We start from the raw sequence: 17,966 nt of genomic DNA on the forward strand, positions 1-17,966 counted from the left end.
CCGCCCGCGGACCGGCGGGTCCACGGGCGGCACGCCTAACCCTGCGTGATCCGGCCCCGGTCGCCTAACCCTGCGTGATCCGGCCCCGGTCGTCGAAGCCGGCGCCGGTCTCCGGGAAGTCGCTGCGGCTGAGCTGCCGGACCAGGCCGAGGCCCCGGTCGTCCGGGTCCATCGTCGGCTTGCCGATCGAGTTCATGTACGTCGAGGTGAACGACCCGCCGGCCCAACTGCCGTCCGGGTTGAGCGACACCTTGAGGACGCCACCCCAGCCGAGCCGGCCGTTGCCGCTCAACTGGTTGCCGCCGCCGGCGAAGTTGCCGAGGCTGTACGCGATCAACCGGCCCTTGTAGAACTCCATGCCGCGCAGCACGTGCGGGCCGTGCCCGACGATCAGGTCCGCCCCGGCGTCGATCATGGCGTGCGAGAACCTGACCGGATCGCCCCGGTTCTCACCCAGGAACATCTCCGTGCCGGGCCGTACCCGGGTCTTGTCGGCGCCCTCGCCGCCCATGTGCACCTGGACGACGACGAGGTCGGCCATGGTGGCCGCCTTCTTGATCACCTGCCGGGCGGCGGCGATGTCGACGAGGCTGTTGGACCAGACGTACGACGAGAAGCCGGCGACCGCGACCTTGACGCCCTCGACCTCGACGACCGTGATCTGGTCGGGCGCGCCGGTGTGCTGGAGGTCGTACTTCTCCAGCGCCCGCTGGGTGTTCTCGTACCCCTTGGGGCCGTAGTCGTAGCCGTGGTTGTTGGCCTGGTTGAGCAGCATGAAGCCGGCGTCGCGCAGGTGCGCGGCGTACTCCGGCGGGGCCCGGAACTGGAAGCAGCGGGTCGAGTTGGTCCCGCACTTGCCGGTGCCGGTGTCCACCGTCAGCGGCTCCTCCAGGTTGCCCATCACCAGGTCGGCCTTGAGCGCGCCCTTGACGGAGTCGAAGAAGCCCTTGCCCCCGTTGGGCGGAACCCGGTTCGGGGCGTTGCCCATGATGATGTCGCCGGTGGCCGCGAGCGAGATGCTCTTCGCCTCGGCGGCCGGGGTGGTGGCGGCGGGAGTCGGGGAGCCGGTGGCGCCGGTGGCGTCGCCCTCCGGCCCGGACTGCCAGGCGGGGCCGCCGCCGGACCCGGTGCAGCCGGCGGCGAGCAACGCGGTCAGTAGCACGCCGAGCGCGAGCGCGAGGCGGCGGCGCGGGCGGTTTCCGGAGCGGACGGAAGCGGACATCGAGCGCGACGCTACCTGTTGTCCGGCGCGTGGACGATGACCGATCGGCCGGAGTTTCATCCCGCCCAACGGTCCGACCACGGGACGACCGTGCCGGCTCCGCCGGCCAGCACTGCGGCGTGCACGGCCCGGGCGAGCGGCGCCCCCCAGGTCGAGCGCGGCCCGCCGTACGCGACGGGCGGGCCGTCGGCCGGGCACAGGACGGCGACCGCGTCGGTGGGCGTGCCGGTGGCGGTCAACCCCAGCTCGCGGATCGCCTGGGTCTTCGCCTCGGTCGCGGTGGCCACGGCGTTGACCAGCGCCGCGTCGCCGAGTCGGGCGGGCACCTGGACCACGATGTTGACCGTGCCGACCCGGGGCGCGGGGCACCCGGCCGGCTCGGGCTCCGCGGCGGCGGCCTGGACCGGGGTGCCCAGCCCGACGGTCGCCCAGACGCGCACGCCGCCGTCCGCGCGGGTGACCACCTCGGCGACGTCGACCCCCGTGAGCAGGCCGACGCCGGGCCCGTCCAGGCCCAGCTGGTCGGCCAGTTCGGCCAGGTGGTCGGCCGGGTCGTCCCGGTGGTACGACATCGGCACGGTCGCGTTGACGACCCAGTTCCGTACGCCGATCCCGCCGCCGAGCGGCGCGGAGCTGACCGCCAGCAGCGGCCGGCCGGAGCGCCAGACGAGCAGCGGAACCTCCCGCCCGTCCTCGCGGCGGCTGGTCAGGGTCGGCTCGGTCAGCACGGGGCCGACCCTACGTCCCGGTCCTCGGGGCGGGTGTGCAGGTCCCGGGGTATGGCGGGGATCAGGGGTGCACCTCTGATTACCGCTCACGTGCGCCTAGACTGGCCACGCGCGAGGGATCAGCGGACGGCGGAACCGACGGACGGTACGCGCAGGCGGAGGTGCGGGATGGACGAGGTACTGGCTCGCAGCGGGATCTTCCAGGGCGTCGACCCGGAGGCTGCCGAGGCGCTCGCCAAGGAGATGGAGACGCTCGAGGTTCGCAAGGGCGAGGTCATCTTCAACGAGGGCGAGCCCGGCGACAGTCTCTACATCGTCCTGGCCGGCAAGATCAAGCTCGGCCGTCGCGCGGCCGACGGGCGACAGAACCTGATCTCCGTCATGGGCCCGTCCGACATGCTGGGCGAGCTGTCGCTCTTCGACCCCGGCCCGCGTACGGCGACCGCCACCGCGGTTACCGACACCCGGCTGGTCCGGCTGCGCAAGCAGGCGCTGCGGCCGTGGCTGAACAACCGGCCCGAGATCGCCGAGCAGCTGCTCCGGGTGCTGGCCCGCCGGCTGCGGCGGACGAACGACTCCCTGGCCGACCTGATCTTCACCGACGTGCCGGGCCGGGTCGCCAAGAACCTGCTCCAGATGGCCGGCCGGTTCGGCACCCGCGACGGCGGGGTGCTCCGGGTGACCCACGACCTGACCCAGGAGGAGATCGCCCAGCTCGTCGGCGCCTCCCGCGAGACGGTCAACAAGGCGCTCGCCGACTTCGCCTCCCGGGGCTGGCTGCGGCTGGACGGCAAGAGCATCATCATCCTCGACCCGGAGCGCCTGGCCCGCCGCGCCCGCGTCTGAGCCGCCGCGCGTCATGCCCGCGCCCGGGCACTCCGCGTCCGGGCCGGGCGGCGCTCTGCCCGGCGCAGAATCGCTGGACGGGGGCGGCCGGCGGGCGGGACGGTGGGGCGATGCTGGAACGAGTCGCCGTCCTCTCCGACGTCCACGGTGCGCTGCCCGCGCTGGAGGCCGTCCTGGCCGAACCGGACGTGGCCGCCGCCGACCTGATCGTGCTCACCGGCGACATCGCCGCCGGCCCGCAGCCGGTCGAGGTGCTCGACCTGCTCGCCGGCCTGGGTGACCGCGCCTGCTGGGTGGGCGGCAACGCCGACCGGGAGCTGGTCGAGGCGCGGGCCGGCAAGCCGTGCCCCGTCGAGGTGTCCGAGTGGGCCGCCGGCCAGCTCCGCGACGACCAGGTCGCCCGCCTGGCGGCGCTCCCGCTGACGGTCACCCTGCCGGTCGCCGGGCTGGGCGACGCCCTCTTCTGCCACGCCACCCCTCGCGACGACGAGGAGGTGGTCCTCGTCGACACCCGGATGTCCCGGTGGGCGGAGGTCTTCGCCGGCCTCCCGGCCGAGGTCACCACGGTGGTCTGCGGCCACACCCACATGCCGTTCACCCGGCTGGTCGACCGCCGGCTGGTGGTGAATCCGGGCAGCATCGGGATGCCGTACGGCGGGGCGGGCGCGTGGTGGGCGCTGCTCGGGCCCGGGGTGCAGTTGCGGCGTACCCCGTTCGACGTGGACGCGGCGTGCGCCCGGGTCGCCGCGGAGTCGGCCTACCCCGACGCCGCCGCCTGGGCCGACGAGTACCTGCGTTCCCGGCACAGCGACGCCGCCGCGCTGGCCGTCTTCGGCCCTCGCGACGGCCGCTGAGCCTGCCGGCGGGGCTGGCCGCCGTGTCGGCCCTCCCGACGGCCGCTGAACCCGCCGGCGGGGCTGGCCACCGTGTCGGCCCTCCCGACGGCCGCTGAGCCTGCCGGCGGGGCTGGCCACCGTGTCGGCCCTCCCGACGGCCGCTGAACCCGCCGGCGGGGCTGGCCGCCGTGTCGGCCCTCCCGACGGCCGCTGAACCCGCCGGCGGGGCTGGCCACCGTGCTCGACCGTGCCTCACTTGCGCGCTGTGGAGCTGCCCCGCGCACGCTCCCGCCCGAGGGGCAAGGCGCGCCGGACCCGCGACTCGGGGCGCGGCGAGCCGAGGCGGAGCGGGCCGTCCGCGGTTGCCCCGCCCGTGCGGGCAGCTCCACAGCGCCGCCGACAGCCGCCGCCGGGTGGCGGGAAATCGTCATTGGCCTCGACGCCGTCCGTGCGGGCAGCTCCACAGCGCCGCCGACAGCCGCCGCCGGGGGGGCGGGAAATCGTCATTGGCCTCGACGCCGTCCGTGCGGGCAGCTCCACAGCGCCGCCGACAGCCACCCGGCCCCGGCCGGGAAGCGGCGGCGGGCGGGAAACGGCGGCGGGCGGGGCGGAAAAAGTCAGGCTTGACTGTTTGTTTTTGCGCGAGCACGCTGTCCCCGTGCCCACCGCATCGACCCGTGTCGCTCAACAGGAGCGCAGCCGCGCCACCCGGGCCCGGCTCCTGGAGGCGACCGTCGAGTCCCTGGTCGAGCACGGCTGGGCCGGCACGACCACCACCGTCGTGGCCGCCCGGGCCGGCGTCTCCCGGGGCGCCCAGCTGCACCACTACCCCACCAAGGCCGCCCTGGTCACCGCCGCCGTCACGCACCTGACCGAGCGTCGGGCGGCGGAGCTGCGCGCCGAGGCGGAGGCGCTGCCCGCCGGCCCGCAGCGGCTCGACGGGGTGATCGACCTGCTCGGCGCGGCGTTCACGGGGCCGCTGTTCGTCGCGGCGCTGGAGCTGTGGGTCGCCGCCCGCACCGACTCGGAGCTGCGGGCGGCCCTGGTTCCGCTGGAGGCCCGGGTGGGCCGGGAGATGCACCGGCTGACCGTGGCGCTGCTCGGCGTCGACGAGCGCCGCCCCGGCGTCCGGGAGGCCGTGCAGGCCACCCTCGACCTGCTGCGCGGGCTCGGGGTGGCGAACCTGCTCAGCGACGACTCCACCCGGCGCACCGCCCTGCTCGCCACCTGGAAACGACAGCTCGCCACCCTGCTCGCCCCCTGACCGGCCCGCCCTGGAGGCACCATGGTCGACGACCGCACCGACCTGCTCACGGAGCTGCTCACGGACCTGACGGCCGAGTCCGAGCAGCTGGACGCCCTGGTCCGCCCGCTGCCGCCGGAAAGCTGGGCGCGCCCGACCCCGGCCCCCGGCTGGACCGTCGCCCACCAGATCGCGCACCTGGCCTGGACCGACCACGTCACCCGGCTCGCGGCCACCGACGTCGAGGCGTTCGTCACCTCGGCGGCCTCGGCCCCGGACGTGACCCGGCTCGTCGAGGGCGGCGCGCAGGCGTTCCTGGCCCCGCCGGCGGAGCTGCTGGCCCGCTGGCGCGTCGGCCGCGCCGCGCTGGCCGACGCGCTCGCCGCCGTCCCCCTCGGGCAGAAACTGCCCTGGTACGGCACCCGGATGTCGCCCGCCTCGATGGCCACCGCGCGGCTCATGGAGACCTGGGCGCACGGCGAGGATGTCGCCGACGCGCTCGGCGTCACCCGTACGCCGGCGGCCCGGCTGCGGCACGTCGTGCGCCTCGGCTTCCGTACCCTCGGGCACGGCTTCGCCGCCCACGGCCGGGCGGTCCCGACGGCGCCGGTGCGGCTGGAGGTGACCGCGCCCGACGGTGCCACCTGGGCCCACGGCCCGGCGGACGCCGCCGACCGGGTCACCGGCCCCGCGCTCGACTTCTGCCTGCTGGTCACGCAGCGCCGACACCGGGACGACCTGGCCCTGATCGCCGCCGGCCCGGTCGCCGACGAGTGGCTGGACGTGGCCCAGGCGTTCGCCGGGCCGCCGGGCGTGGGACGGGCGCCGCTGGCCACGCCGTCGGGGGTGACCGCATGACCGGGCCGCTGCGGGTCGGCAACGCGTCCGGCTTCTACGGCGACCGGTTCAGCGCCTGGCGGGAGATGCTGGACGGCGGCGAGCTGGACGTGCTGACCGGCGACTACCTGGCCGAGCTGACCATGCTGATCCTGGGCCGGGACCGGGCGCGCGACCCGGGCCTCGGCTACGCGCGGACGTTCCTGCGGCAGCTGGAGGGCTGCCTCGGCACGGCGCTGGAGCGCGGGGTGCGGATCGTGACCAACGCCGGCGGACTCAACCCCGCCGGGCTGGCCGCCGCGATCGGCGCGCTCGCCGACCGGCTCGGCCTTCCCGTCCGGATCGGGTACGTCGAGGGCGACGCCCTCGACCGCCCGGACGCGCTGACCGCGAACGCGTACCTCGGGGCGTTCGGGATCGCTGCCTGCCTCGACGCCGGGGCGGACGTCGTGGTCACCGGCCGGGTCACCGACGCGTCCCTGGTGGTCGGGCCGGCGATCGCCCGGTTCGGCTGGGGCCGGGGCGACCTGGACGCGCTCGCCGGCGCGACCGTCGCGGGTCACCTGATCGAGTGCGGGGCGCAGGTCACGGGCGGCAACTTCAGCTTCTTCACCGAACTGCCGGACGGCGGCCACCGCCCCGGCTTCCCCGTCGCCGAGATCCACCCGGACGGCTCGGCGGTGCTCACCAAGCACCCCGGCACCGGGGGTGCGGTCACCGTCGAGACGGTCACCGCCCAGCTCCTGTACGAGGTGGGCGGCCCGGAGTACCTGGGGCCGGACGTGGTGGCCCGGCTGGACACCGTCGAGCTGAGCGCGGACAGCCTGGACCGGGTACGCGTCGCCGGGGCCCGGGGCGCGCCGCCGCCGGACACGCTCAAGGTCGGCATCACCCGCCTCGGCGGGTTCCGCAACTCGATGACGTTCGTCCTGTGCGGGCTGGACGTCCCGGCGAAGGCGGAGCTCGTCCGGGGCCAACTGGAGGCGGCGGTCGGCAAGGACGGGCTGGAGTTCACGCTCGCCCGCACCGACCACCCGGACGCGGTCGACACGGAGACGGCGAGCGCGCTGCTGCACGTAGACCTGCGCGACGGCGACCGGGCGCGGGCCGGGCGGGCCTTCTCGGCCGCCGCGGTGGAGCTGGCCCTGGCCTCGTACCCGGGCTGCACGCTGACCACCCCGCCCGGCGACGCCACCCCGTACGGGATGTTCACGGCCGACGCCGTGCCGCAGGACGCGGTCGAACACGTGGCGGTGTTGCCGTCGGGCGAGCGGGTCGTGATCGCCCCGCCGCCGGTGACCCGACCGCCGGCGGCTCCCGAGCCGGTGGGGCCGGCGACCGGAGGCGCCGCGCCGGGGGCCACCCGGCGGGGGGCGCTGGGCGAGCTGGTGGGGGCGCGGTCGGGGGACAAGGGCGGGGACGCCAACCTCGGCGTCTGGGCGCGTACCGACGCGACCTGGGCCTGGCTGCGCGGCTGGCTCACCGTGGAACGGTTGGCCGAGCTGCTGCCGGAGACCGCCCCGCTGACCGTCGAGCGGTACGAGCTGCCGAACCTGCGCGCGGTCAACTTCGTGATCCGCGGGCTGCTCGGGCCGGGGGTGGCCGGGTCCACCCGGTTCGACCCGCAGGCCAAGGCGCTCGGCGAGCTGCTGCGCGCCCGGGTGGTCGACCTGCCGGCCGACCTGACCGCCGGGGGTGCCGCGTGACCATCGTCGACACGCCGGAGCGGCGGCAGTTGCGGGAGCTGACCCGGGCGTTCGTGACCCGGGAGGTGCTGCCGCACCTGGACGACTGGGAGCGGGCCGGCGAGGTGCCCCGGCAGCTGCACGCCACCGCCGCGAAGCTGGGCCTGCTCGGCATCGGGTTCCCCGAGTCCGTGGGCGGCAGCGGCGGCGACCTGCTCGACTCGCTCCTCGTCACCGAGGAGATCATCCGCTCGGGCGGCTCGTCCGGGCTGGTCGCCGCGCTGTTCACGCACGGCATCGCGCTACCCCACATGGTGTCCTCGGGAAACGAGGACCTCATCGACCGGTACGTCCGGCCCACGCTCGCCGGGACGATGATCGGCGCGCTGGCGATCACCGAGCCGGACGGCGGCTCCGACGTGGCGGGCATTCGCACCCACGCCCGCCGCGACGGCGACCACTACGTGGTGCACGGCGCGAAGACGTACATCACCAGCGGCGTCCGGGCGGACTTCGTGACCACGGCCGTGTGCGCCGACTTCCCGAGGTCCGGGGCGCTCAGCCTGCTCGTCGTCGACAGGGGCACGCCGGGGTTCACGGTCGGCCGGCCGCTGGAGAAGCTCGGCTGGCACTGCTCCGACACCGCCGAGCTGTCCTATGTGGACGTACGGGTGCCGGTGGCGAACCGGATCGGCGCGGAGGACACCGGGTTCCTGACGATCGTGCAGCACTTCGCCGCCGAGCGGCTGTCCCTGGCCACGCAGGCGTACGCGATCGCGCAGCGCTGCGTGGAGCTGGCGGTGCGCTGGTGCCGGGACCGGTCGACGTTCGGCCGCCCGCTGGCCGACCGGCAGCTGATCCGGCACCGGCTGGCCGAGATGCACACCCGCGCCGAGGCGGCCCGCGCGTACGTGCACGACGTGGCGACCCGGGTGGCCGCTGGCGAGCCGGTGGTGACCGAGGTGGCGATGGCGAAGAACGTCGCGGTGGCCGCCTGCGCGGAGGTGGTCGACCAGGCGCTGCAGCTGCACGGTGGGTTCGGCTACCTGCGCGAGGCCGAGGTGGAGCGGCACTACCGGGATGCCCGCATCCTCGGCATCGGCGGCGGCACCACCGAGATCATGAACGAGATCGTCGCGAAGGGGATGGGGCTGTGACCACCCTCGTCAGCGTCGTCGACCCGGCCGCGCCCGCCTTCCGGGCCAACCGGGAGGCGCTGCTGGAACGCCTCGCCGAGCTGGAGGCGGCGCTCGACCAGGCCCGCGCGGGCGGCGGCGAGAAGTACGTGACCCGCCACCACGCCCGGGGCAGGCTGCTGCCCCGGGAGCGGATCGAGCTGCTGCTCGACCCGGACAGCCCGTTCCTGGAGCTGTCGCCGGTCGCCGCGTACGGCACGGACTTCCCGGTCGGGGCCAGCGTGGTGACCGGGATCGGCGTCGTCGAGGGCGTGGAGTGCCTGGTCGTCGCCAACGATCCGACGGTACGCGGCGGCGCGGTGAACCCGTGGTCGCTCGCCAAGACCCGGCGGGCCGGCGAGATCGCCCTGGCGAACCGACTTCCCATGATCAATTTGGTGGAGAGCGCCGGCGCCGACCTGCCCACCCAGGCGGAGATCTTCATCCCGGGCGGCCGGGTGTTCCGCGACCTGACCCGGCTCTCGGCCGCGAGGATCCCCACGGTCAGCGTGGTGTTCGGCAACGCCACGGCCGGCGGCGCGTACGTGCCGGGGATGTCGGACCAGGTGGTCATGATCCGGGCACGGTCGCAGGTCTACCTGGCCGGGCCGCCGCTGGTGAAGATGGCCACCGGCGAGGTCACCGACGACGAGTCCCTCGGCGGGGCGGCCATGCACGCCACGGGGTCCGGCCTGGCCGACTTCCTCGCGTCCGACGAGCGGGACGCGATCCGGCTGGCCCGCCGGTGCGTACGCCGGCTCAACCGGCGCAGGCAGGGCCCGCCGCCGCGCACCCCGCTGCCCGCCCCGCCCAGGTACGACCCGGAGGAGCTGCTCGGGATCGTCAGCGCCGACCTGAAGGTGCCGTTCGACCCGCGCGAGGTGCTGGCCCGGGTGCTCGACGGCAGCGAGTTCGACGAGTTCAAGCCCGGCTACGGCAGCGCGCTGGTCACGGGGTGGGGCGAGCTGCACGGGTACCCGGTCGGGGTGCTCGCCAACGCCCGGGGCGTGCTGTTCAGCGAGGAGGCGCAGAAGGCGGCCCAGTTCATCCAGCTCGCCAACGCCGCCGACACCGCGCTGGTCTTCCTCCAGAACACCACCGGCTACATGGTCGGCACCGAGTACGAGCAGCGCGGCATCATCAAGCACGGCGCCCTGATGATCAACGCGGTGTCGAACTCGACGGTGCCGCACCTGACGGTCAACCTCGGCGCCTCGTACGGGGCCGGCAACTACGGGATGTGCGGCCGGGCGTACGAGCCTCGGTTCCTGTTCACCTGGCCGAACGCGAAGTCGGCGGTGATGGGGCCGGCGCAGCTCGCCGGGGTGCTGTCGATCGTCGCCCGGCAGGCCGCGCAGGCCCGGGGGCGGGAGTACGACGAGGACTCCGACGCCGCGATGCGGGCGATGGTGGAGCAGCAGATCGAGTCGCAGTCCGGGGCGCTGTTCCTCTCCGGGCGGCTCTACGACGACGGGGTGATCGACCCCCGGGACACCCGCACCGTCCTCGGGCTCTGCCTGTCGGCGGTGCACAACGCACCGGTACGGGGCGCCGACGGCTTCGGCGTCTTCCGGATGTAGGGGGCTGACTGTGAGTGCGAGGAACGCAGCGCAGCGGAGTCCCGCAGTCGCGAACGAAAGGGGAGACTCAGCACATGATCACGCGACTGCTGGTCGCCAACCGGGGGGAGATCGCCAGGCGGGTCTTCGCCACCTGCCGGGCGCTCGGCGTCGAGACGGTCGCCGTGTACTCGGACGCCGACGCCGACGCGCTCCACGTCGCCGAGGCCGACCGGGCGGTCCGGCTGCCGGGGAACAGCCCGGCCGAGACGTACCTGCGGATCGACCTGGTGCTCGACGCGGCCCGCCGGTCCGGCGCGGACGCCGTGCACCCGGGCTACGGCTTCCTCGCCGAGAACGCGGCGTTCGCCACGGCGGTGACCGACGCGGGGCTGACGTGGGTCGGGCCGCCCGCCAAGGCGATCGCCGCGATGGGCGACAAGGTCGAGGCGAAGGCGCTGCTCGCCGAGGCGGGCGTGCCGATGCTGCCGACCTGGACGGAGGCCGACCGGACCGCGGAGTTCCCGGTGCTGGTGAAGGCGGCGGCGGGCGGCGGCGGCCGGGGCATGCGCATCGTCCGGGACGCCGCCGGCCTGGCCGACGCGCTGGCCTCCGCCCGCCGGGAGGCCGCCGCCGCGTTCGGCGACGGCACGGTCTTCGTCGAGCGGTACGTCGAGCGGGGCCGGCACGTCGAGGTGCAGATCGTCGGCGACGCGCACGGCACGGTGCTCGCCCTCGGTGAGCGGGACTGCTCGATCCAGCGCCGGCACCAGAAGATCGTCGAGGAGGCGCCGGCGATCCTGCCCGACGGGGTGCGGGCGCGGCTGCACGAGGCGGCGGTCGCCGCCGGGCGGGCGGTCGGCTACGTCGGGGCCGGGACGGTGGAGTTCCTGCTCGCCCCGACCGGGGAGTTCTTCTTCCTGGAGATGAACACCCGGCTCCAGGTCGAGCACCCGGTCACCGAGGCGGTCACGGGCCTGGACCTGGTCCGCCTGCAACTGCTGGTCGCCGAGGGCGCGCCGCTGCCGCTGGCGGCGACCCCGCCGGCCACCGGCCACGCGATCGAGGTACGCCTCTACGCCGAGGACCCGGCCCACGGCTTCCGGCCCGCCACGGGAATCCTGCACCGGTTCGCCGTCCCCGGGGTGTCCGGCGAGTTCGCCCCGACCCGGGGGCTGCGCCTGGACTCCGGGGTGACGGACGGTTCGACGGTGAGCGTGCACTACGACTCGATGCTCGCCAAGCTGGTCGCCTGGGCGCCGACCCGCGCCGAGGCGGCCCGGGCCCTCGCGGGCGCGCTGGCCCGCGCCGAGTTGCACGGCGTGGCCACGAACCGCGACCTGCTGGTCCGGGTGCTGCGCGGCGCCGAGTTCGGCGCGGCGCGGGTCGACTCCGGCTTCCTCGACCGGCACCCGGAGGTCTTCGCCCCGCTCGTGCCGGCGGACGGGGTGCCGCTGGCCGCCCTCGCCGCCGCGCTCGCCGCCGCGGCGGCCCGCCGGGCGGCGGCGACCGTGCTCGCCGGCCTCCCCTCCGGCTGGCGGAACGTGCCGGCGTTCCCGCAGGTCGCCCGCTACGCGGGGCCGGGCGGCGAGATCGAGGTGCGGTACCGGCTGGACCGGACCGGGGCGCTGGCCGACTGGTCCACCGACCCGGCGACGGAGCGGACGGTGGCGCTGGTCGAGGCCGCCCCGGACGGGGTCGTGCTCGACGTCGACGGCGTACGGCAGGCGTGCCGAGTGTCCCGGGTGGGGTCGGCGGTGTTCGTGGACGGCCCGGACGGGTCGACGGCCCTGGCGGAGCTGCCGCGCTTCCCGCCGCCGGCCGCGGCGCTGGCCGCCGGCTCGCTGCTCGCGCCGCTGCCCGGCGCGGTCGCCCGGGTGCACGTCGAGGTCGGCCAGCGGGTCGCGGCCGGCGACGCCCTGCTGACCCTGGAGGCGATGAAGCTGGAGCACCCCGTGCTCGCGCCGGCCGACGGCGTGGTCGCCGAGCTGCCGGTGCCGGCCGGCGGCCAGGTCGAGGCCGGCGCCGTGCTGGCCGTGGTCAACCCCGTCGAGGAGGCCCCCGCATGAACTTCGACCTCACGCCCGAGCAGGAGCAGCTGCGCGACGCCGTCCGCGCGCTGGGCCGGCGGTACGGCCACGGCTACTTCGTCGGCAAGGCCAGGGCCGGCGAGCACACCACCGAGCTGTGGGACGAGGCCGGCCGGCTCGGCTACCTCGGGGTCAACATCCCCACCGAGTACGGCGGCGGGGGCGGCGGCATCACCGAGCTGGCCCTCGTCTGCGAGGAGCTGGCCGCGGCCGGCTGCCCGCTGCTGCTGCTGGTGGTCTCCCCCGCCATCGCCGGCACGGTGCTCGCCAGGCACGGCACCGACGAGCAGCGCAAACGCTTCCTGCCCGGCCTCGCCGACGGGTCGACGAAGATCGTCTTCGCGATCACCGAGCCGGAGGCGGGGTCGAACTTCCACCGGCTCGGCACGGTGGCCCGGCGCGACGGCGACGACTGGGTGCTGTCCGGCCGCAAGTGCTTCATCTCGGGCGTCGACGAGGCGCGGTACGTGCTGGTCGTGGCGCGGGTCGCCGTCGGAGACGGAGACGGGGGCCCAGCGGAGGCCGCGCCGCGCAAACTCAAGCCGGCGCTGTTCGTCGTGCCGACCGACGCGCCGGGGTTGACCCGCTCCAAGCTGGACATGGAGATCGTCTCTCCGGAGCACCAGTTCCTGCTCTACCTGGACGACGTGCGGGTGCCCGCCGACGCGCTGGTCGGCGGGTCGCTGGACGCCGGCCTGCCGGCGCTCTTCTCCGGCCTCAACCCGGAGCGGATCACCGTCGCCGCGATGGGCGCCGGCACCGGCCGGTACGCCATCGAACGGGCGTCGGAGTACACGGCGACCCGCCGGGTCTGGGGCGGCCGGAGCATCGGCTCGCACCAGGGGGTGGCGCACCCGCTGGCGCATGCGGCGGTGCAGGTGGAACTGGCCCGCCTGATGATCTACAAGGCGGCGAGCCTGTACGACGCCGGCCGGGACCTGGAGGCCGGGGTCTCCGCCAACATGGCCAAGTACGCGGCCGGCGAGGCGGCGGCGCTGGCCGTGGACACCGCCGTGCAGGCGCTCGGCGGGGCCGGCATGACCACCGAGTACGGCGTGGCCACCCTGCTCGGCGGGGTACGCGCCGGCCGGATCGCCCCGGTGAGCCGCGAGATGATCCTCAACTTCGTCGCCCAGCACGTCCTCAGGCAGGAGAAGTCGTACTAGGCGGTGGTGCGGCAGCCGGCGTCGATGCGGTGCACGGGGCGTACCCGCCGGCCCAGCGCCTCCAGCAGCGAGTCCTCCACGTGGAAGTCGTGGACGCGCAGCCGGTGCCGGGGCAGCTCCTCCTCGCTCGGGCAGAGCACCTGACGCTTCACCTGGTCGATCGGCACGTACCGGACGCCGCCGTGCTCCTGGAGGAGCACCATGTTGACGTCGTCGACAACCACCACGTGGCCGCGGACGTCCTCGGCGACGCCGGGGGCGGTCTCCACGGTGGTGACGGTCAGCGGCAGCACCGGCGTGGTGATCACCGGCAGCGCCGCCCACACCAGCATGGCGAGCACGGCGGCCTCGGTGATCGAGGCGAGTGGCCGGATCACCGCCCCGGGCAACGGCCCGGCGATGCCGAGCGCCAGCAGCGGCGGCGCGAGGAGCAGCGCCAGGACCAGGTACTCCCGCTGGCGCCAGGCGTCCAGCACGGTCGGCGCCAGGAAGAAGAGGTACCCGCCGAGCAGGGCGGCGACGATCAGCACCCGGGCCGGCATCAGCTCGTGCAGCCGCTCCGGGTGGAGCTGGAACGCGGCGACGAACGCGGGCAGCAGCAGCGGAAGGTACAGCAGCTGCCACGTGACCAGCGCCAGCAGGAAGCTGGACACCACGAACCAGGCCGGGGTGATGTCCGCCCAGCGGGCGAACAGCGGGCGGCGGTGCCCCGGCAGCCGGTCGACGCTGACTCCCAGCACCGCGCCGAGGGCGAAGACCGCGACGAGGCCGGTGGACAGCAGCCGGGCCGCCGTGGTGAGGAACCCGGCGAGCAGGTTGACCGGCCCCACGTTGGCGACCAGCAGCAGGGTGGTCTGGAGCTCCCCGCCGGCCTCCACGCCGAGCCGGAGCACCGAGAAGACGGCGGGCACGCCGACCACCACCGTCCAGAACGACTGGCTGGCCCGCGCTCGGCGCTCCTCCCGGTCGTGCCCGGCGGCGGGCCGGGGTGCCGGCGGGGCGGCACCGCCGTCGCCGTTTCCGGCCGCTGCCGGCGCGGTCATCGCGGGGGCGCCTTGTCGTCGAAGTCGACGAGTTCCGGCACCCGCAGCGGCTGCGGCTGGGTCTTCGGGGTCTTCAGCCACGGCCCCAGCGTCCGGTGGTACGCGGTCAGCCACGGGCTGCTCAGCCCCTTACGCCCCTGGAGGTAGCTCTTGTTCAGGAAGAACGCCACCAGGTCGCGCAACGCGGGGTCGCCGATCGGCACCCCGACGCCCAGCAGCTCGCTGGTGCCGAAGGGCATGTCGACGATGGCGAGTTCCTTCGGGTGCTGGGAGAGGAAGCCGGCGAGGATGGTCTCGTCCGAGCTGACCGCGTCGTAGCGTCGCTCCAGGATGCCCTGGACGCAGTCGCCGACGTCCTTGACCACGAACGCCTTGATCTGGTGGTTCCTCAGCTCGGCCTGGGTGGTCGAGCCACCGCTGGTGCAGACCCTGGTGGCCGGGTTCTGCAGGTCCTCGATGGTGCGGATCTTGTCCCGGAGCCGGACCGGGATCATCGTCTCCTGCGTGGTCACGAAGTACGGCCCCGCGAAGCCGATCTGCTTCTCGCGTTCCTCGGTGATGGAGAAGCTGGAGACCACCATGTCGACCGTTCCACCCTGGAGGGCGGGGACGCGCTCCTCGGTGGCCAGGGACACCCACTCGATCCGCTGGTCGCCCTCGAAGCCCAGCTGCGCCGCGAGGTACCGGGCGATCTCGACGTCGAAGCCGACGTGGGCGCCGCTGGCCAGCTCGCCCATCAGCGGCTCCGTGGTGGACACCCCGATGCGGATCTTCGGCTGGCCGTACACGTTCGACTCGCGCAGCTTCTCCGCCACGGACGGGAGCTTCGGCTGTCGGCTCTCGCAGCCCGCGGCGGCGGCAAGGGTCAGGGTCAGGGCGACCGCCACGGTGGTGGCGACGGACCGGACCCGGAACCGGGTGAGAATCTGGTTCATCGGTGACCTCGCTGAGCAGTGCACCTGGAAAGACCGAGCGTAGCGGTTCCCGTCCATCCTCGTGGTCGCCCGGCGCTCCGCACCAGTCGGTTGTGGACGTTCGGACACCGGCGGGTTGACACGCGCGCCATCCTTGACGGGTGACTCGAATCCCTCGGCCCACCGCGCTCGCCGTGGCGGTCGCCGCGGCGCTGGCGGCGGCGTCCCTGGTGGTGACGCTGCTCGCGTGGCGCCCGAGCAGCATGGTCTCCGTGGTCCTCGCCCTGCTCTGCGTCCTGCTGGCGATGATCTCCGGAGTGGCGGCGACGGACGTCCGGCAGCGCCGCGAGGAGGCGGGCCGGGACGCCGACCCGGAGTCGACGAAGGGGCCGGGCCAACCGGTCAGCGGCGGCGTGGACGCCGACACCCTGGAGGCCCTGGACAGCCAGGACGCGCTGCGCGCGGTCGAGGAGCGCCGCCGCGCGAACGGGCTCAGCGGCCGGTGAGGGTGGGCTCGTACAGCCGGTCGGCCCCGCGCCCGGCCAGGCAACGGTAGGTCCGCTGCGGGTCGGACTCCGGCGGCGGCAGGACCTCCAGGTGCCAGCCGCTGGTGTACGGGATCCCGCTGGTCAGCCGGAACGTCACGGGATTGCAGACCTTGCGCACCGCCGGGTCGGCGGTCACCTCGTCGTGTCCCGCGCCGACCAGGGCGGCGGGCAGCTCGCCCTCGGCGTACGTCTCCCAGGTGTGCCGCCCGTCGCAGGGCAGCCGCGGCGCCTCGGCCCGGCTGCCGCGCACCCGGATCGGCCCGAAGCACTCCAGTTCGGCGGCGCAGAACGCGCCCGCCGGCAGGGCCTTCGCCCCCGGCGAGCCGGCCACACACCCGGGCAGGGTGCCCCAGCGGGCGGCCGGGGAGGTGCCGGCCGCGCTGGCCACCGGCGTGGGCGTCGGCGTGACGGGCGCGGCGCCGCTCGCGACCCAGGCGCCGGCGCTGGCCGAGGCGGCCAGGGCGAGCACGCCGGCGCCGCCGAGGAACCACCGCCGCCGCCACCGCCGGCGCGGGGTGGGCACGGTGGGGTGGCCGTCCTCGACCGGGGGACGCGGCACCGGGCGGCCGGGCTGGCCCGTGCCGTACAGGCCGCCGGACGTGGACGGGCTGCCGGTGCCGCCCGCCGACCCCGACGAGCCGCCGGAGACCGGGCCGCCCGCCGTCGGACCGCCGCAGACCGGGGCGCCGCTGACGGGCGCGCTCACCGGGTCCAGCGGCAGGCCGGCGAGCAGGCCGCGCAGCTCCACCGCCGACGGTCGCTCCCCCGGGTCGTTGGACATGCCCCGGCGGAGCACGTCGACAAGTTCGTCCGGCACGCCGGGCAGCCCGGGAATCGGCTGGTGGAACATCTCCAGGACGGTGACCAGGCTGGGATTGCGATCGGACTGCCAGCGCGGCGGCCGGCCGTGCATCACCGCGTAGAGGGTGGCGCAGAGCGCGTAGATGTCCACCGCGGGCGACGGCGGGCTGTGGTTGAACATCTCCGGCGGCGCGTACGCCGGGGTCAGCACCTCCAGGGTGACCGACGCGTCGCGCACCTCGGCCAGCACGGCGAGCCCGAAGTCGGCCAGCACCGCCGGGTTGAACTGGGAGTACAGGATGTTGGCGGGCTTGACGTCGCGGTGCAGCACCCCGTTCGCGTGGGAGTGGGCCAGCGCGTCGGCGATCTTCACCCCGAGGTCGCGGGTCTCCGCCGGGCCCAGCGGCGAGGTGCGCATCCGCTCGGCGTACGACCCGTCGCAGAGTTCCATGATCAGGTACGGGTGCCGGTCGACGGTGACCCCGACGTCGAACAGGTCCACGACGTGCGGGTGGGACGACATCTTCCCGGCGGCCCGCGCCTCGCGCAGAAACCTGGCCTGGTCGCGCTCGTTGTCGAGCGTGCGATTCTCGATCTTGACCGCGACCTCACGCCCCACGGAGATCTGGGTGGCGCGGTAGACGGTGGCATGGCCACCCCGGGCAAAGACCTGCAGATCGGTCAGACCAGGCACAATGGGCAGCCGCAGGGCGCCGGGCGGGGTGTCGGTCACGGCTCGAAAATACCCAATCAGCCCGGGAACTCAGTGCGCCGCACTCGCGGGCGGACCGGCAGGCGCCGCGGCGCGGCGGGCGTCCCAGCGCAGCGCGAGGGCGGTGACCAGCGCACCGACGCCCTCCCAGGCGGCCACCGTCAGGAACCCGGCCGGCGCCACCTCGGCCAGCACCACGATGGTGAAGACGGCGCACGTGACCAGCCGGAAGAACACCGTGAACCGGTAGAACGGCCGCCACTCGGTGGCCGTCGCCAGCAGGTAGTAGACCCCCATGTTGAACGACGCCATCGCGGACGCGGTCAGGAACGTGCCCGTGTAGTCGCCGGCCGCGCGGCGTTCCGGCACCTCGAAGCCGAGCAGCCGCAGCTGCGCCTCGGGCCAGAGCAGCCCGAGCGCGCCCATCAGCAGCGCCAGGACGCCGAAGACCGCGATCGTCCAGCCGGCACTGGAGCGCGGCAGCCTCATCACGTCCCTTTCGGTGTCCGGCACGGGCCGCCGCAGCGGACCGTCTGGACCTGACACGGTATCGGCTGCGAA

General features: G+C 74.9%; 16 protein-coding genes. 10 read left to right on the forward strand and 6 right to left on the reverse strand.

Features of this window, described 5'->3' with window-relative positions:
• Positions 1-64 precede the first annotated feature (64 nt).
• Both ACGFIZ_RS06150 and ACGFIZ_RS06155 read right to left on the reverse strand, forming a co-directional pair.
• Positions 65-1,222 (reverse strand): CapA family protein, encoded by a 1,158-nt coding sequence (locus ACGFIZ_RS06150; RefSeq protein ID WP_393416328.1) that lies wholly within the window; start codon positions 1,220-1,222, stop codon positions 65-67.
• A 56-nt stretch (positions 1,223-1,278) separates the two neighbouring features.
• Positions 1,279-1,950 (reverse strand): adenosylcobinamide amidohydrolase, encoded by a 672-nt coding sequence (locus ACGFIZ_RS06155; protein WP_393416330.1) that lies wholly within the window; start codon positions 1,948-1,950, stop codon positions 1,279-1,281.
• Between the two features lie 168 nt (positions 1,951-2,118).
• Here ACGFIZ_RS06155 and ACGFIZ_RS06160 point away from each other — a divergent pair, with 168 nt between their 5' ends.
• From ACGFIZ_RS06160 to ACGFIZ_RS06200, 9 genes are all read left to right on the forward strand, one after another.
• Positions 2,119-2,796: a Crp/Fnr family transcriptional regulator gene (locus tag ACGFIZ_RS06160; protein WP_347666831.1), complete on the forward strand. Its 678-nt coding sequence runs from the start codon at positions 2,119-2,121 to the stop codon at positions 2,794-2,796.
• A gap of 110 nt (positions 2,797-2,906) precedes the next feature.
• On the forward strand, positions 2,907-3,650 hold the full coding sequence (locus ACGFIZ_RS06165) for a metallophosphoesterase family protein (RefSeq protein ID WP_393416333.1): 744 nt from the start codon (positions 2,907-2,909) through the stop codon (positions 3,648-3,650).
• Positions 3,651-4,290: 640 nt separating this feature from the next.
• Positions 4,291-4,896, forward strand: a complete 606-nt coding sequence (locus ACGFIZ_RS06170; RefSeq protein WP_393416335.1) for a TetR/AcrR family transcriptional regulator — start codon at positions 4,291-4,293, stop codon at positions 4,894-4,896.
• A 21-nt stretch (positions 4,897-4,917) separates the two neighbouring features.
• A complete protein-coding gene (locus tag ACGFIZ_RS06175; RefSeq protein ID WP_393416336.1) occupies positions 4,918-5,733 on the forward strand; it encodes a TIGR03084 family metal-binding protein in 816 nt (271 codons plus the stop codon).
• Positions 5,730-7,418, forward strand: a complete 1,689-nt coding sequence (locus ACGFIZ_RS06180) for an acyclic terpene utilization AtuA family protein (protein WP_393416338.1) — start codon at positions 5,730-5,732, stop codon at positions 7,416-7,418. Before ACGFIZ_RS06175 ends, ACGFIZ_RS06180 begins: the two co-directional genes overlap by 4 nt.
• Positions 7,415-8,554, forward strand: a complete 1,140-nt coding sequence (locus ACGFIZ_RS06185) for an acyl-CoA dehydrogenase family protein (protein WP_393416340.1) — start codon at positions 7,415-7,417, stop codon at positions 8,552-8,554. Before ACGFIZ_RS06180 ends, ACGFIZ_RS06185 begins: the two co-directional genes overlap by 4 nt.
• Positions 8,551-10,152 carry an acyl-CoA carboxylase subunit beta gene (locus tag ACGFIZ_RS06190; protein ID WP_393416342.1) on the forward strand — a complete coding sequence of 534 codons (1,602 nt, stop codon included), beginning with the start codon at positions 8,551-8,553 and terminating at the stop codon, positions 10,150-10,152. The genes ACGFIZ_RS06185 and ACGFIZ_RS06190 overlap by 4 nt, the downstream gene beginning before the upstream one ends.
• 74 nt (positions 10,153-10,226) lie before the next feature.
• Positions 10,227-12,200, forward strand: coding sequence for a biotin carboxylase N-terminal domain-containing protein (locus tag ACGFIZ_RS06195; protein WP_393416344.1), 1,974 nt, complete (start codon positions 10,227-10,229; stop codon positions 12,198-12,200).
• Complete coding sequence (locus ACGFIZ_RS06200; RefSeq protein ID WP_393416346.1) at positions 12,197-13,387, forward strand: acyl-CoA dehydrogenase family protein; 1,191 nt, start codon at positions 12,197-12,199, stop codon at positions 13,385-13,387. Before ACGFIZ_RS06195 ends, ACGFIZ_RS06200 begins: the two co-directional genes overlap by 4 nt.
• Here the strand turns inward: ACGFIZ_RS06200 and ACGFIZ_RS06205 are convergent.
• Both ACGFIZ_RS06205 and ACGFIZ_RS06210 read right to left on the reverse strand, forming a co-directional pair.
• Positions 13,384-14,430: a hypothetical protein gene (locus ACGFIZ_RS06205; RefSeq protein WP_393416348.1), complete on the reverse strand. Its 1,047-nt coding sequence runs from the start codon at positions 14,428-14,430 to the stop codon at positions 13,384-13,386. The genes ACGFIZ_RS06200 and ACGFIZ_RS06205 overlap by 4 nt on opposite strands.
• Entirely contained in the window at positions 14,427-15,365 is a 939-nt protein-coding gene (locus tag ACGFIZ_RS06210; RefSeq protein WP_393416350.1) for a transporter substrate-binding domain-containing protein, read from the reverse strand. The genes ACGFIZ_RS06205 and ACGFIZ_RS06210 overlap by 4 nt, the downstream gene beginning before the upstream one ends.
• A gap of 140 nt (positions 15,366-15,505) precedes the next feature.
• On the opposite strand from ACGFIZ_RS06210, the gene ACGFIZ_RS06215 reads away from it, so the two are divergent.
• Complete coding sequence (locus ACGFIZ_RS06215; protein ID WP_393416352.1) at positions 15,506-15,850, forward strand: hypothetical protein; 345 nt, start codon at positions 15,506-15,508, stop codon at positions 15,848-15,850.
• Here the strand turns inward: ACGFIZ_RS06215 and ACGFIZ_RS06220 are convergent.
• Positions 15,837-17,426: a serine/threonine-protein kinase gene (locus ACGFIZ_RS06220; protein ID WP_393416354.1), complete on the reverse strand. Its 1,590-nt coding sequence runs from the start codon at positions 17,424-17,426 to the stop codon at positions 15,837-15,839. The genes ACGFIZ_RS06215 and ACGFIZ_RS06220 overlap by 14 nt on opposite strands.
• A gap of 30 nt (positions 17,427-17,456) precedes the next feature.
• Positions 17,457-17,894, reverse strand: coding sequence for a hypothetical protein (locus ACGFIZ_RS06225; protein WP_393416464.1), 438 nt, complete (start codon positions 17,892-17,894; stop codon positions 17,457-17,459).
• Between the last annotated feature and the right edge of the window lie 72 nt (positions 17,895-17,966).

It is taken from the genome of Micromonospora sp. NPDC048830, from assembly GCF_043198215.1.
Lineage (GTDB): Bacteria > Actinomycetota > Actinomycetes > Mycobacteriales > Micromonosporaceae > Micromonospora.

Excerpts from the sequence above, each read along its gene's own strand:
- ACGFIZ_RS06180 (WP_393416338.1), top strand. The coding sequence starts at position 5,730 with ATGACCGGGCCGCTGCGGGTCGGCAACGCGTCCGGCTTCTACGGCGAC.
- ACGFIZ_RS06205 (WP_393416348.1), bottom strand. The coding sequence starts at position 14,430 with ATGACCGCGCCGGCAGCGGCCGGAAACGGCGACGGCGGTGCCGCCCCG.
- ACGFIZ_RS06200 (WP_393416346.1), top strand. The coding sequence starts at position 12,197 with ATGAACTTCGACCTCACGCCCGAGCAGGAGCAGCTGCGCGACGCCGTC.
- ACGFIZ_RS06225 (WP_393416464.1), bottom strand. The coding sequence starts at position 17,894 with ATGAGGCTGCCGCGCTCCAGTGCCGGCTGGACGATCGCGGTCTTCGGC.
- ACGFIZ_RS06150 (WP_393416328.1), bottom strand. The coding sequence starts at position 1,222 with ATGTCCGCTTCCGTCCGCTCCGGAAACCGCCCGCGCCGCCGCCTCGCG.
- ACGFIZ_RS06210 (WP_393416350.1), bottom strand. The coding sequence starts at position 15,365 with ATGAACCAGATTCTCACCCGGTTCCGGGTCCGGTCCGTCGCCACCACC.
- ACGFIZ_RS06175 (WP_393416336.1), top strand. The coding sequence starts at position 4,918 with ATGGTCGACGACCGCACCGACCTGCTCACGGAGCTGCTCACGGACCTG.
- ACGFIZ_RS06195 (WP_393416344.1), top strand. The coding sequence starts at position 10,227 with ATGATCACGCGACTGCTGGTCGCCAACCGGGGGGAGATCGCCAGGCGG.
- ACGFIZ_RS06165 (WP_393416333.1), top strand. The coding sequence starts at position 2,907 with ATGCTGGAACGAGTCGCCGTCCTCTCCGACGTCCACGGTGCGCTGCCC.
- ACGFIZ_RS06160 (WP_347666831.1), top strand. The coding sequence starts at position 2,119 with ATGGACGAGGTACTGGCTCGCAGCGGGATCTTCCAGGGCGTCGACCCG.